This window comes from Protofrankia sp. Cas8 (assembly GCF_963555845.1).
GTDB lineage: Bacteria > Actinomycetota > Actinomycetes > Frankiales > Frankiaceae > Protofrankia.
In genome coordinates this window covers 1-13,862 of sequence record NZ_CAUVXI010000152.1, presented here as the reverse complement: position 1 = coordinate 13,862, position 13,862 = coordinate 1, and the positions used below count along the sequence as shown (strand labels likewise).

At 64.6% G+C, this 13,862-nt stretch carries 13 protein-coding genes, 1 tRNA gene and 1 pseudogene; 8 read left to right on the top strand and 7 right to left on the bottom strand.

Annotated features, from left to right (window positions below; translation table 11 throughout):
- From U9977_RS19250 to U9977_RS19235, 4 genes and pseudogenes are all read left to right on the top strand, one after another.
- Positions 1-580, top strand: a pseudogene (locus U9977_RS19250) (hypothetical protein); the annotation flags it as partial.
- 3 nt (positions 581-583) lie between these two features.
- Positions 584-2,188, top strand: coding sequence for an AAA family ATPase (locus U9977_RS19245; protein ID WP_322750672.1), 1,605 nt, complete (start codon positions 584-586; stop codon positions 2,186-2,188).
- Positions 2,189-2,192: 4 nt separating this feature from the next.
- The gene (locus U9977_RS19240; protein WP_322750671.1) at positions 2,193-3,287 is read left to right on the top strand and encodes a hypothetical protein; all 1,095 of its coding nucleotides are present in this window, start codon (positions 2,193-2,195) and stop codon (positions 3,285-3,287) included.
- A 76-nt stretch (positions 3,288-3,363) separates the two neighbouring features.
- Positions 3,364-3,819 (top strand): hypothetical protein, encoded by a 456-nt coding sequence (locus tag U9977_RS19235; RefSeq protein WP_322750670.1) that lies wholly within the window; start codon positions 3,364-3,366, stop codon positions 3,817-3,819.
- A 27-nt stretch (positions 3,820-3,846) separates the two neighbouring features.
- Here the strand turns inward: U9977_RS19235 and U9977_RS19230 are convergent, their stop codons facing one another.
- Entirely contained in the window at positions 3,847-4,959 is a 1,113-nt protein-coding gene (locus tag U9977_RS19230; RefSeq protein ID WP_322750669.1) for a hypothetical protein, read from the bottom strand.
- Positions 4,960-6,313: 1,354 nt separating this feature from the next.
- On the opposite strand from U9977_RS19230, the gene cas6 reads away from it, so the two are divergent.
- The gene (gene cas6, locus U9977_RS19225) at positions 6,314-7,141 is read left to right on the top strand and encodes a CRISPR system precrRNA processing endoribonuclease RAMP protein Cas6 (RefSeq protein WP_322750668.1); all 828 of its coding nucleotides are present in this window, start codon (positions 6,314-6,316) and stop codon (positions 7,139-7,141) included.
- Here the strand turns inward: cas6 and U9977_RS19220 are convergent.
- Positions 7,138-8,136, bottom strand: a complete 999-nt coding sequence (locus U9977_RS19220; RefSeq protein ID WP_322750667.1) for a hypothetical protein — start codon at positions 8,134-8,136, stop codon at positions 7,138-7,140. The genes cas6 and U9977_RS19220 overlap by 4 nt on opposite strands.
- A gap of 369 nt (positions 8,137-8,505) precedes the next feature.
- Between U9977_RS19220 and U9977_RS19215 the strand changes: the two genes are divergently transcribed.
- A complete protein-coding gene (locus U9977_RS19215; protein WP_322750666.1) occupies positions 8,506-9,174 on the top strand; it encodes a hemerythrin domain-containing protein in 669 nt (222 codons plus the stop codon).
- 28 nt (positions 9,175-9,202) lie between these two features.
- Here the strand turns inward: U9977_RS19215 and U9977_RS19210 are convergent, their stop codons facing one another.
- Positions 9,203-9,706 carry a MarR family winged helix-turn-helix transcriptional regulator gene (locus U9977_RS19210; protein ID WP_322750665.1) on the bottom strand — a complete coding sequence of 168 codons (504 nt, stop codon included), beginning with the start codon at positions 9,704-9,706 and terminating at the stop codon, positions 9,203-9,205.
- 220 nt (positions 9,707-9,926) lie between these two features.
- On the opposite strand from U9977_RS19210, the gene U9977_RS19205 reads away from it, so the two are divergent.
- On the top strand, positions 9,927-10,490 hold the full coding sequence (locus U9977_RS19205; RefSeq protein WP_322750664.1) for a YceI family protein: 564 nt from the start codon (positions 9,927-9,929) through the stop codon (positions 10,488-10,490).
- Between the two features lie 129 nt (positions 10,491-10,619).
- Here the strand turns inward: U9977_RS19205 and U9977_RS19200 are convergent, their stop codons facing one another.
- The 3 genes from U9977_RS19200 to U9977_RS19190 form a co-directional block, all read right to left on the bottom strand.
- Positions 10,620-11,615, bottom strand: a complete 996-nt coding sequence (locus U9977_RS19200; RefSeq protein WP_322750663.1) for a PDR/VanB family oxidoreductase — start codon at positions 11,613-11,615, stop codon at positions 10,620-10,622.
- Positions 11,616-11,876: 261 nt separating this feature from the next.
- Positions 11,877-11,949: transfer RNA gene (locus tag U9977_RS19195), tRNA-Arg, on the bottom strand.
- A gap of 62 nt (positions 11,950-12,011) precedes the next feature.
- Positions 12,012-12,236: a DUF3039 domain-containing protein gene (locus U9977_RS19190; protein ID WP_322750662.1), complete on the bottom strand. Its 225-nt coding sequence runs from the start codon at positions 12,234-12,236 to the stop codon at positions 12,012-12,014.
- A 147-nt stretch (positions 12,237-12,383) separates the two neighbouring features.
- On the opposite strand from U9977_RS19190, the gene U9977_RS19185 reads away from it, so the two are divergent.
- Positions 12,384-13,109, top strand: a complete 726-nt coding sequence (locus U9977_RS19185) for a metal-dependent transcriptional regulator (protein WP_322750661.1) — start codon at positions 12,384-12,386, stop codon at positions 13,107-13,109.
- A 19-nt stretch (positions 13,110-13,128) separates the two neighbouring features.
- Here U9977_RS19185 and U9977_RS19180 read toward each other — a convergent pair.
- Positions 13,129-13,862 (bottom strand): C40 family peptidase (locus U9977_RS19180; RefSeq protein ID WP_322750660.1); only part of this gene is annotated, 734 nt, incomplete at its 5' end.

The following is a 13,862-nucleotide window of genomic DNA, read 5'->3' as shown; positions in this document are numbered from 1 at the left end:
CACGTTCACCGTCGACGTCCGCAACCTCACCGATGTCGAACTGGGCGCGCTGCTGTGGCTGCTCGACCTCGGCAACAACGGCGACGACGGCGGGAACCACGGGGAAGCGACCCGGTACCATCGGCTGGGACTGGGCAAACCGCTGGGCTTCGGCAGCGTGCGGCTGACCCTCGACCCCGCCCGGACAGACCTTCGGACCGGCGAGTCGTGGACGCAGTACTACCGGTCGCTCGGGCCGGAGCAGCGCCCGGAAGACGGTTATCCGGCGCAGGCCCGGGGCAGCGTCGACGCTTTCAAGAAAGCGGTCTCCCCCGGGGACCAGTTCGAGAAGGTCCCGCACATCAAGGCATTTCTCGCCGCGGCAACCGGTGACGCCTCGGTGCCCGTGCACTATCCGCGGGTGCGGCCGAACGGCCTGCGGGTCGACGTCCCGGTGCCGCCCGACCCCCGGGGCCGCTCGTTCGAGTGGTTCGTCCAGAACGAGCAGCAGCAGGGTGGCCGCGTCCGCGACAACCGCGGCGTGAGCCTGCCCGACCTCGGCGCCAACCACCTGCCCATCCACCCCGAAAAGGACCGGTAGTCAGTGTCAGTAGATCCAGGTAATTTTCAAGCCGAAGACCTACCACTCGAAACAAATCTTGGATCGGCAAGTCGCTCTGGCGTCAAGCGCGCCATCCTAACAGCCGTCCATATCGGTAACTTCAAATCCTACGGGATGATCGATGATCTACCATACACGGTATCACTCGCGCCACTCACATTGCTATATGGCGCAAATTCCGCCGGAAAGTCAACTCTGCTTCAAGCCCTGCTCGCACTAAAACAATCCCTCGAAGCAGAGAGGCAAAAATCCTCCGAAAGCCCCCTCCTTCTGACCGGACCTCTCGTCAAGCTTGGCTCTTTCAGGGACGCAATATACAACCACGAAATCGGCGGTCGGACTCTCTGGATTGGCGTCGATTATGACCTCTTGACAGGATCCGACGTAATCGTGAGCGGCGCCGCCGTCTACGGCTTCCAAGCCGACGATACTTCAGTACCACGGGTTGCCTACTGCGAACTCCGCGACGGCGATCGAACCGTCCTCCTTCGTAGACCATCTCTTTCTCTTGGAATCCGGTTCGAAGATGAAGAAATTCTCGAACCCATCGAAGAGAATCTTCAAGAATACCTCGCCATCGTAAATGAAGAATGCGCTGCAAAGTTCTCACTAACCGAAGGCAATGGCTCGACCGAAAAGATCACCAATTCCACCATCCCGGAACACTTCATTCCGCTGGTTAGGATAAATGGCCTTCAGGTTGGCGGAATTGCGGGATTCCGCCTGCCATCGGGGTCAATTGTTCACCTGACACGAGGCCATATTGGCGGCCCCGAGCCGAAGCCAGAAGATCTCGATTGGCTAAGATCGACAGCGGCATGGAGAACGGCACAGGCATCGGAAATTGTTGCCAATAGTTGGAATAATGCGACTGTTTCCGCATTGAGTGCAGTACGTCACCTCGGCCCCAGCAGAATAGCACCGCCAGATATACCGGTTCCGCTAGGCGGACATGTCGAAGGCGTCGGCTCCAGTGGAGAACGCCTCGCAGAATTCTTGGCCTCGGATGAAGGCCAAGGAATACGCAACGCAAGCAATGATGCCCTCGAACGACTCGGAATCCCCTACCAAATAACTTTGACGTCATACTCGCCCTCCGTTGAGACAGAATTCTACCGCCACGCCGGCTATGGCTCCTTGGCCCTACGCGATCAACGGGGAAACGATCTCAATATGGCCGATGTTGGATTTGGAATTGTTCATGCTCTGCCCATCGTAGTAGAATGTTGCCGATCCGAGCCGGGTATAGTACTGATTCAACAACCAGAGACTCATCTACACCCTGCACTTCAGACCGACATGGGGGAACTTTTCCTCGAAGCAGCGCTACGACGCCCGACGGAATCCAGCCGACATCAAATTATTATCGAGACCCATAGCGAGAATATACTTCTCCGCCTACAAGAGGCGGTGATCAACAAGCGGGTAGAACCTGACCATGTCGGAGTCGTCTTTATCGACAGAAACGACTACGGCGAGCTCGAAATTCTTGATCAGGAATGGCGACGCGACGGAAATCTTGACCCCGGCCTTCCGCTTTCATTTTACGACTCGAGGCGTGACGCCCTCGACGGACCGGAGGGTTGATAAGATGCTCGTCAATGTCGGAGTACACAGGGGCCTGTTCTCGGAAAGTTTTTTCACCAAGGATCCAGCCGGGGCGATGAGCTGTCACGACAGCGTCACCGACCTACTCCTTCGTCATGGGCGTGTTACCTTCGACAGTTGCACGAGTAAGAACGACTTCACGAAGATCATAGAATCCCCGCTGGTATTGACATACTGGGAAAAGATTCTGAACAAATCGACTGTCACCGAGAAGATCCCCGGCAAGGATGTTCCGTGGTGGAAAATTACGTCAACGAGCGACCTTGCCTCCAGGAACGATGATCTGGCGGTACTGCTCGTTGAACTCGATGCTGCTCAGCATATTTTCTCCATGAAAGACACACTTTCGCTCGAGCGTTATGGAGTAAGTGTTACTCGCTGCGATATTACGGGAGTGCCGAGTCCCCTCGGGGATCTTGTCAGAATAGGCAACTGTCGATATGAATATCAGGAACTAGATCAGAATACGGTGAAGCGAGACTACATTGAACCATTCCTAGAAGAATCCTCGCGAACTGTAATTATGGATAAGTTTGTAAGTAACGTACTCGATCATACTGGCCTACGGTGGTTCTGGCGACTCCTCAAGAATAGCCGCAGCAACCACGGTCAACGGAAACTTGAAATTATTACTATGATTCCAGGGAGTAATAAGCAAGAAGATACTGCTCGTATTCGACGGCTCCAAAAATCACACAAGGCACTCGCCCATAACTACCTCGGCGGCGGCTCTAATCTCGAGAGCATCACAATCCACTGCCTGACAGGCGAGCAGTGGGGCGACAATGGAAAGCACGATCGCCATATCCGGTTCGATGATCGAGTCATTGAGATAAGTTCAGGCTGCGAAGTACTGTATGCGCCACAGAATACCGATGCAAACTTCACCTACTGGGTAAAGGGTGCCCGACACAGCGCCTATACCAAGATAACATCCGAGGAAAGGCGAGCATCAAAAGCGGCATTATATAGCCGTTGCGCTGTAATTAGAAATGGCAAGCTTGAGATGAAAATTATCTCAAACAGACCAGAGTGGAAGGCAAAAGGCGGCTTGACCGGAATCGATTCAATAAACTGACCTGCCGCTACGACGCGAGCGGCAGGAGGGTAATCGTGGTGTCATGGCAGTGGAGCTGCGAAGGGAGGGATGCCGGATGGCGACAAGCGCGAGTCTGTTGGCGGCGCTGGCCGGCGTCCCGTCCGCATCCCGGCACCTGCAGGGCAGTTTCGGGCCTGCCACGCTGCGCCTGGCCGGGGCGCGGGCGGTCCTGGAGCTCGACGACGGCGGCGCCCCCCCACTGCGGTTGACCTGGACCGATGGACCCGACCACACGGTCGGCGCCCAGATCGCAGCCCTGTTGCGCACCCAAGGAACGGCCGTGTTCGAACGGCTCGACCTACTGCGGATAGCCAGCCGCAGAAAGATCACCGACCCGCCGCCGGCCCCGGGGACGTCGGACGCGCCCCGATCGGTCCAGACCACGACGGTGGACGACGGGATCCGCATCGAGATCGCATCCCACCCCGCCACACGAAACGTGGTGCTGTCCGCGGTGCAGGCCCATGACCTCGCGGATCTGCTGGAGGCATGGGCCGCGCTGCCCGCGTGACGGCTGCCCGCATGACGGTCGTCGGCATCACGCGGGCAGCCCGTCGAGGTCGTGCAGCAGGACGTCGACCCAGTCGACGCCAGCCCCGGCGACAAGACCCGCAAGGCGGTCGAACTCACCGCCGGCCCGCTCCTCGTCGAGGCGCAGCCGCCGCCGGGCGAGTGCGGTGACATCGGCCGTACTGCCATGGGCCGCATCGACGATCTCTCGCAGCAACCTTATCGTCACCGGGTTGAGCTCGAGCTCGACGAGAATTGCGTTCCGCGGAACACTCGCATCCGCCGCTGCGACGCAGATGTCCTCCGGGGAGGGAACCTGGTTACCGGTGATTCCGTCCGGTTCGGTCTCCGCCAGCGGCACCGCCACGGCCCGTTCGTGGAAATCGCGATTGCACCGGCGCAGTAACGCCAGGGAGCCCTCGAGCCGCTCGCTAACCTCACGCGCGGTGAGCCCGAACTTCAGTTCCATGGAGGGCAGGGAGTACGGGTCGGTGATCTCATCGCGAATTCCGAGCAGAAACTCGATGAGAATATCCCGGTCGACCGGATCGACGCGCAGCGGTGCCGCCCATGCCGCCGTGGAGATCGCCACCTCCGGACGGGTCGGTAGACCGCGCTCGTCGGCCGACTCCCGCCGCACCGTCGGCACGATCCGCCCAGACGTCGGGTAGTTGACGAGCTGCGCCCATGCCTTGCGCAGCCAGTCCAGCTCAGCGGGGGTCTCCTCGCGGGGCGTGAAGTCCCGCAGCATGGCACCGAAGATGGAAGCGTCCTCCAGCTCGGCCTCCGGCGCGACGATGTGGTCACGGACGATCCGCCATTCGTGGATCTCCTCGCCCGCGTTAGAACCCGCGCCAATCGTCGGCACGCTGCCGGCGAGTGCCTGGCGCAACACCCGAAAACCGTTCATCAGCCGATCCGTCCACAGATTCATGCAACGCTCGCACAACGACTCGGTGAGGGTATCGGTGACGTTGAACAGCGGCGGGCGCTCGGGCCGGCAGGCGCAGGTGCCGGGCTTGGCACGACGGACGCCATAGACGACACGCGCCCACAACGCCGGGCCGACAAGCTCCGCAAAGGCCAGAAACGCGATGTCGTCGTTCTCGCCCGCGATGTCGGCGATGGTCAGCGGAAGCATCGGTCCTCCTGTGAAGGGCATGCCGAACCCCGGGTGGGGCGGCAACATGACGACGCCGTATAGACGTCACAGCACCCAGCACTTCTGAGCGCTTCACAGGGGACCGAGATCGCGATGCTCCTGGTCGGCCCGCCCTTCGGGCTCCCAGTTTCGATCTTCACCTATCCCCCTGTGATCCTCACGGTGGAGAACAGGTCAGAATAGGGGACGCCGCGGCAAAGCCAGCATGGGGGTACCCGAGCCCACTCCCACAGGCCGCTACCGTACGTATCGGTAACCTTTTCAGGCCGGGACCGCCAGTCGGTGGGGAGTGGCGGCAGCCCGCACGGCTGGCGGGGAGGGCGCACTCTGCAGGGTGAGCGGGGTGGGCTACGCTCCGGGAACACGTACGGGGGGTTGGCATGCACGGGCTTCTTTGTCTATCAACCAATGGGGTCCCACCAGGCCCGCATCCAAAGGGCCGGTCGGTGAAGCTGACAGCTCCGGCCTAATCCGTAGCATGCCCGGCGCCTGTCGTTTTGCACTCCGTGCTGACGAACGACTCCCACTGATGGGCGAGCTGCGTAGCCTTTGCCAGTAGGGCGTTGCTATCTGTCCGCCATATGAGCGGACCCCGCAACGGCGTGTCCGTGTCGTCGCTCTGCGTCCGGCGCGTCGCGGTCGAGGAATTCTGACGCACCTATGTGACGCGGGCCGGCTGCCAGCTGGCCGTCTCCGGTAAGACCATGAGAGGTATCTGATGCGGGTGTTGACAGGTTGCGACCTTTCCAGGTCGGTCGGCGCTGCGGCCCTGCGGCGGGTCCTGGCGCTGGTCGTGGGCTTGCTGCTGGCCTCGACCCTGGCCGGGACCGGTCGGTCGACTGTCACCGCACCCACACCCGCAGCTGGCCAAGCACCGGCAGCAGCACCGGCAGCAGCAGAGCCCGCGGGCGCGCACCGGTATCTGCGAGCGGTGGCGGTGGTCCCTGGCAGGTAAAAGGATCTGCGCGGCATCGACGAGGTCGCGCCCTCCCCGGGACACCAGGCGTCTGAAGGCCTGAACGCCGCACGCGGTAGGTCGCAAGCGCGGCTATACCAGCCTTTTTCACCTACCTCGGACCGATTCGAGCCGAAGCGTTAGGTCATTTTGGTCGTTATGACGACGGAAATCACCTACTCCACGATCGAAGTCAGGCCGAGGGACGTCTCCGAAGCCCATGGCCTGAGCATGCCGGCCTCGGCGGGCATCCGTCCGTCAGTAGTCAAGGAGAATCCGCGTCAGCGCATGGGAGCCCGCGACGGCGGCCCTTCATGCCGACGGCCGGGCGACGGGTCCTACCGTGATGTCCGCCCACCAGCAGACAGGAGGCGGCTTGTGCCCGCTCGCATTATCGTGACCATCAGCCCGGCATCCGCGGGGGCGCTGCCGCCGCCGCATACGGGCCCGGCGGTGAACGCCGCCATCCTGGCCGCCGTCCGCGATGGGCTGTCACCCGAGGCCAGCGCATACCTTCACGAGGGTTCGCCATCCCGCCCATTCGCCGTCACGCCGCTCCTCGACGAGCGCCAGCGAACCCCGGCCAGAACGTCCGAGCACGTCCGCTTCGAGGTCGGCGTGCTGCTCGACGCGATCGTCGGGTCGATGCTCGCCGCGCTGAGTGCCCCTGACAGGTGGCGTTTCGGTTCCACCGACTACGCCACGCAGTCGGTTTCTCTGGTCGAGGCCGAAACCTACGCGGATCTGCTCGCCGCCGCGCCACCGGCCACATCCTGGGCGTTCGGGCTGGTCACCCCGGTCAGCTTCGCAACGGGTCGCGGGGACGGCGCGCGGCGCCAGCGCGTCCTGCCCGATCCCGAACGGGTCTTCGGAACCCTCGCTGCACGGTGGCGGACCTGGGCGCCGGACACCCCGCTCCCCGCTGACCTCGACGACGCGATCGACGATCACCTTGAGCTCGTCGACATGCGCCTGGCCACAGCCGAGTACGTGGTCAAAATCGGGGCACCCAAGCGGCGCGGCTGCGTCGGGTTCGTCAGCTACACCCTCGCCGAACCCACCGGGGTCCCAGCGGGGACGCGCAGCGCCATCGAAGCCCTTGCCCGCTTCGCCTGCTACGCGGGTATCGGCGACCGGACCGCCAGCGGCATGGGTTACACCGTCATCGACAGAGACGGTGCGCTGAGCAGCACTAAACATCGCTAAGCCGGCCGGACCGGCCCCTGCGGCGCCGGTGTCGCCGATTGGCTGCCATGCCCAAGCCCGCAGTCATCGACCCCTACCAGCGGTAGGCTCGGATCAAACCTCTCAGAGTAGTCGGGCGCACCGGGTTCGGGATGCTTGAAACTGTACTTATGGCCCGGAGCGAGCAGGCCGTCGTTCATTGCGTCACAGGCTTCGTCCCAGAACAGGAAATGAAACGGGCCGGTGTACGGGCCCTCCTCGCCGGCCCGCACCGACCCGGTCGCATAGAAGCGGAAGATCATGTCTCGGTGCACGGTAACCAGTGCCTCTTCCGACCCGCGACGGAGCGGATAGACATACACATGGTTCGTGTGGATCTCCAGCTCGCGAGAATCCCGACCGAGCGCGACCGTCACGGTGCCGTCGACCCGCACATCGGGAACCATCAACGTCACGCCCGGCGCGAAACGCGCAAAAAACGTGAGACCCCGACTGTGGTCCGACGGATCCGCGGCCAGCCACTGCTGGATGCCCTTCCGCTCGCGATCGTTGAGAAGCGCGAAGAGGGCATCCTCGTCACCGGCGTATACCCGGGGGTCCAGGTAGGCGACGGTCATGTATTCCTTGGTCTTCCGCAGGGCCGTGTCGACCTCGGCTGCGGTGAACCTCCCCGTGGCGGCGGCGGCAGGCAGCACGATGCCGTCCGCGCCGGTGGCGAAACGGGCGGCCGCGGTGCCCGAATACGGGTCGGCGGAAGCCTGCCGCACGCCAGGATCGCGCGTGGCGGAGGGCTGACCGGACGGCTGTCCGGTAGGCAGTGCGGTCGCCAACGCGGTCGGCTGGCCGTTGCCCGCCCGACGCAACGCCGGGAGGCCGAACACCACGCCCGCGCCGAGAGCCGCGACGCAGGCGAGCGCGAGTACACCGCGTAGGACGCGACGGACGACCGTCCGCCGACGCCGCCGGGCATGCTTACGCAGAACGTCCGTCCACGGGTCGTACTCATGAATGCTCACCGAGCGCCCTCACCCGGGCACGACGTCGACACCGGGCCAGTATGTCGTGAAAACGCCGTGCACGCTGGTTCAGGTCTCCGCACCGGCCGACGTCGCAGAGTCTCCGCCCCAGTGGGCGCATGGCCCGATGGGGCGCACCCATATCATGATCTTGTTGATAGCCGAGTGCGGTCGCGCCGTGGTGCGCCGTGGTGCGCCGTGGTGCGCCGTGGTGCGGTGCGGTGCGGTGCGGTGCGGTTCTGCGCGGTCTTACAGTGTCCCGCAATCGGGTAGGGAACTCGCCGGGCGCCCCGGCAAGTCGGACGGGGTTTCTCCAGACATGCCGGGAAATCCGCATCAACCCGACAGACGACCAGGGGAGGTCCTGCAATGGCCGAAGGCGACGTCGTAGACGTTCTGACGCACGACCACGACAAGGTCGAAGAATTGTTTCAGCGTTACGACCGGGCAACCTCGACGACAGAGAAGAACCAACTGGCGGAAAATATCGTTATTGAGCTGCTCCGGCACGCGGCGGTTGAGGAGAAAGTCGTCTATCCTGAAGCCAGAAAGATCATTCCGAACGGTGACGAGGTGATCGGAAGAGAAATCGCCCAACAGGCCGCGGTCGAGAGGACCATGACGACGCTCAGCGCGACGAACCCAGCCGACCCCGATTTCGCCCGGTTGATGCGCGAGTTGATGGAGATGATCCGTGAGCACGTCTGGGAGCAGGAGGAGGTCTGGTTTCCGCAGCTGCGCCAACGGATGTCAGCAGACAATCTTCGACAGCTCACCGAGCAGGTGGAGGCTATGTACGGGACCGCACCGACGCAGGCAGCCGCACCGACCATGCCTCGATCATCCGCTTCCGACCGCCCGCCCGTCAGGCTCCTCCTCGGTGTGGGGACAGAGATCGTCGAGCGGGCACGCCAGCTGGTTGCCGGTCTGGTCCGAGTTGTCACCACCTTCGCCGAGTTCATCCGCAGACCCGCCGCCGCCGTCCGTGCAGCGCGGGCCGGTGGCGGTGGCGGTGCCCCTGCATCTGTCACCGGCTGAAACGCCTGGACCGACTGGAACGCCGTGCTCACACCAACGGGGCGGCCCGGCCACCCAGGACCGCGGAGAGCCTCCCGTCGGGGTCGAGCACAGCCAGGAGTGCCTCGCTGATGGCACCGAGTTGCTCAACCTGGGTCGGGCTGAGCCCGTCGAAGACAAGCCGCCGTACGGTGTCGACATGCCCCGGGGCCGCCGCGGCGAGGACGTCGAAGCCGGCGTCCGTGAGCACGGCAATCTGGCCACGTCGGTCGGTCGGGCACCTCTCCCGGCGGACCCAGCCCCGCTCCTCATGGCGCGCCACGACGTGGGACAGGCGACTTTGGGACGAGTTGGTCGCGCGGGCCAGCTCGCTCATCCGCATGGCCCGGTCGGGCGCCTCAGAAAGGATCACGAGTACCACGTAGGCGGCGTGGGTCATGCCGGCCTCGCTCTGGAGCTGCCGGTCGAGGGCATCCGCAAGCAGCTCGGTCGCCGCGACGAAAACCCGCCATGCTCGTTGCTCGTCGGCGTCGAGCCACCGCGTCCCGGCCATGGTCACAGCGTAGAACTCCCCAAGAGCCTCCGGGCGCGCGAAAAACCATGATCGCGCACCCTTTGGCCAGCGTAGAACTCCCCAAGAGCCTCCGGGCGCGCGAAAAACCATGATCGCGCATCCCTGGAAGTTGTTTGCGCGAGCATCGATATGCTAGCGAGGCACGACACGATCAGACGCCGGCAAACCGGTGCCCGCACGACCTTCCCAGGAGGAAACAGTGACGTCTCCCACGATCACGCCCGACGAGCTGACCGGCACGTGGACGATCGACCCGGTACACAGCCGGCTGGGCTTTGCCGTCCGCCACGCGGTGGTCACCACCGTCCGCGGGAGCTTCGGCGGCTTCGAGGGGACGCTGACCCTCGACGGCGCCGAGCCGCTGTCGTCCAGCGCCACCGTGACCATTTCCACCGCCAGCCTCGACACGGGCAACGCGGACCGGGACGGTCACGTGCGCAGCGCAGACTTCCTCGACGTCGAGCAGTACCCGTCGATCACCTTCGTCAGCAACAGCGCGAAGAGCGGCGGCAGCGAGACCAGCTTCATCCTCAGCGGTGACATCACCGTCCACGGTGTGACCAAGCCGATCGACATCGAAATCGAGTTCGGTGGTTCCGCCAAGGACCCGTTCGGCAACACCCGCGCCGGTTTCGAAGGTTCGGCGACGATCAGCCGCAAGGAGTTCGGGATCACCTTTAATGCTCCGCTGGAGAGCGGTGGTCTTCTCCTGAGCGACAAGATCAAGATCGAGCTTGACATTTCGGCGATCAAGTCTGTCTGACCGACCCCGGTCCGGCCAGGATCGTTCTCGCACCGCCATCGGTCGTCACCGGCGGATCCGCAGGCGAATCCGCGAGCGACGCGAGAACGATCCGTGAGCCTTCCGGTCACGTGGTTCACAACGGGCTGGTCACAGATCGAGGACGAGTTTCGGAGTGCGACTGCGGGAAACGCAGATCATCATGAATTCCGACGCGGCCCGCTCGTCATCGGTGAGTACCGAATCCCGATGGTCGGGCTCACCTTCGATGACACCGGTCTCGCAGGTGCCGCAGATGCCCTCCCGGCAGGAGGACAACACATCCACCCCCGCTGCTTCCAACACCTCGAGCACCGACCGCGCCGCGGGGACCCGCACCGTCCGGCCGCTCCGGGCGAGGACGACGTCGAACTCGTCCAAGACCGCCGCGGCACCGTCCCTCCCGACGCCGTTCGTGCCGCCGGCTCCTGGTGGGCGGGGCCGAAAGCGTTCGACGTGCAGGCTGCCGGCCGGCCACGCTGCGCATCGCGACTCCACCGCCGCCAGCAGACCCTCAGGGCCGCAGCAGTAGACCGCGACATCCGGGCGGGGAGTGCCCAGAAGGCCGCCGAGATCGAGCTGGCCATGGGTGTCTTCGGGCTGGACCGCCACTCGGTTCCCGTAACGGGCCAGTCGGTCGAGGAACGCCATGGACGCATGCCGGCGTCCGCCGTAGACGAGCTTCCACGCGGCACCCGCGGCCTGCGCCGCCTGGACCATCGGCAGGATCGGAGTGATGCCGATCCCGCCCGCGAGAAACAGGTACTCCGGCGCCGGGACGAGCTGGAAGTTGTTCCGTGGAACGCTGGCCGTCACCTGATCGCCGACGCTGAGAACCTCGTGCACGTGCCGGGACCCACCACGCCCATCGGGCTCGTGCAGTACCCCGATCTCCCAGTGGCTCTCGTCACCATGATCGCCGCACAGTGAGTACTGGCGGACCAGTTGTCCGGTCAGGATCAGGTCGATGTGCGCACCCGGCGTCCACGCCGGTAACGCACCGCCGTCGGGACGGGTGAGCACCACCCGCACGACCGCCTCGGCGACACGTTCCTTCGCTGCGACGACCAGACCGAGCCGACCGTCCTGCGGCGCACTCGCAGACATTGCCTACCGCCTTCCTCACGTCATTCATACCCGACGTCGGCCACGGACAGGCCTCGACCGTCCTTCAGGATCACACCGATCGGATCTGGAAGCTGCTATGCCAACCTTCATCGCCCGGCTCGTCGTTGCTATGCGCTTCCCACGAATAGCGTCGACCTGAAGCGAGAGGAACGTCGTCCCCATCGGCGTAGAGATCAGCAGCGGTGGTCGGCCGGCGTCGCCTCGGCCATCAGGCGGACCTCGCAGGTCGGCGAGGCGTTGTGCCCTTGGTAGGAATCGGACCTACGACCTATCGCTTAGGAGGCGATCGCTCTATCCACTGAGCTACAAGGGCGCACCCATGACGAGCATAGCCGTGACACCGCAGCCAGCTCACACATCGGCGTGGGTGGCGGGTCAGCCGAACTGTTCGGCGAGAGCGACGAGTTCCTTACACCGCGGGCACACCGGGAACCGCTGCGGGTCGCGCACCGGCTCGAACTGGTAGCCGCACAGCGCGGTCACCCGGCCGCCTTCGATGGACGCCCGGACGATCTCCTCATGGCGGGCGTAGTGGGCGAAGTCGTTGCCCTCGTCCGTCCCGCTGTGGGTGGTCTCCGGTGCGATCTGGGTCGAGCTCATGGAGCCAAGTGTAGGACGCCGTACCGCGCCGCGACCGCCGACATCCGACCCCCGATCGGGGCCGCCGATCGGACCCCCCGATGATCGGTCAGGCCGGCCGGCACGTCGCCTCGCGGGCGTACCCTGGTACCTGGACGAAGGAGCCCGGTGACTGGACTTATCGACAGTACCGAGATGTACCTCCGTACCCTCTACGAGCTGAGGGAGGAGGGCATCCCGCCGCTGCGTGCACGTCTTGTCGAAAGATTGCACGTCAGTGCTCCCGCAGCCAGCGAATCGACCTCGCGGCTGGCCAGTGAGGGGCTGGTCGCCCTCGCCGACGACCGCACCGTGCAGTTCACCGAGAAGGGTCTCGCCCGCGCGACCGCGGTCATGCGCAAGCACCGCCTGGCAGAGCTTCTCCTCACCCGGGTGATCGGCCTGGACTGGGCACTGGTCCACAATGAGGCGTGTCGATGGGAGCATGTGATCTCCGACGAGGTGGAGATGCGGCTCACCGAGATCCTCGGCGACCCGAAGAGATGCCCGTTCGGCAACGTCATCCCGACCGGCTCGTTCGACCGCCCAGCCGGGCCTCGGCCACCGGCTCCGCTGAGCTTGCTGGCCGCCGCCGACTTCGCGGGTTCCCGGGCCACCCCGGTCACGGTCAGCTGGATCTCCGAGCGCCTGCAGACGGACGAACGCACGATGCGCCAGCTGCGCGACGCCGCGGTGATGCCAGGTGCCACAGTGATCGTCCGCGGGCGCGGTGACGTCGTCGAGATCGTGTCTCCGGAGGAGACCCCGGTGGGCGACGAAGCCACCGCCATCGAGCTTTCGCGGCGGGGCGCGGGGCTCGTCTATGTCGAGCGGTCCGTGGCGAACGTGGCATGAGCGCCGCGGGATCCCGATATCATCCACCCGGCCGGACGGCCCCGGCGAGCCTCGGCCACCAGACGTCCTCGAGGCGCACCACAGTTCCTGTGTGTGGTGCGTCAATCATTTTGCCGGCGCCGATGTAGACCCCGACATGATGTAGATCAGCGCCGAAGAAAAGCAGGTCGCCCGGGATGAGCTCGGCGGTGGAGACTTGGCGCCCCTCGTTCCACTGCGCACCGGTGTAGTGGGACAGCGCGATTCCCGCCTTGGACCACACCCACTGGGTGAGCCCCGAGCAGTCGAAGGCGTTCGGGCCGGCCGCCGCCCACATGTACGGCTTGCCGAGCTGCGCACGGGCCTCGGCCACTGCGACCGCCGCCCCGCCCCCGGACGCGCCCACGCCTCCGCCTCCGCCTCCGCCGACGCTTGCGGCCACGGTGGGTGGGGGCGGCGGCGAGATCGGCATTTCAGTGAATCCGCGACCGGCGCGTTCGGTCAGTTTGCTCAGATCACGTAGTTGCTCCTGCTCGGCCACGGCCTGCGCAGCGCGGGCGGCAGCGGCCTGTGCGGCCGCCTGCTCACGGGCCCGAAGAGCCGCGGCCTCGTTTTCACGCGCCTGCCGCACAAGGTCGTCGTGACGGGCGACCAGTTCGTCCAGCAACGCCCGCTGTGCCGTGATCGATGTCTCGATGCTCTGCTTCTGCGTCTCGAGGGATACGACCTCTCGATGCTGCTCGTCGACTGCCAACGCGGCGGCGGTCTGTGCAT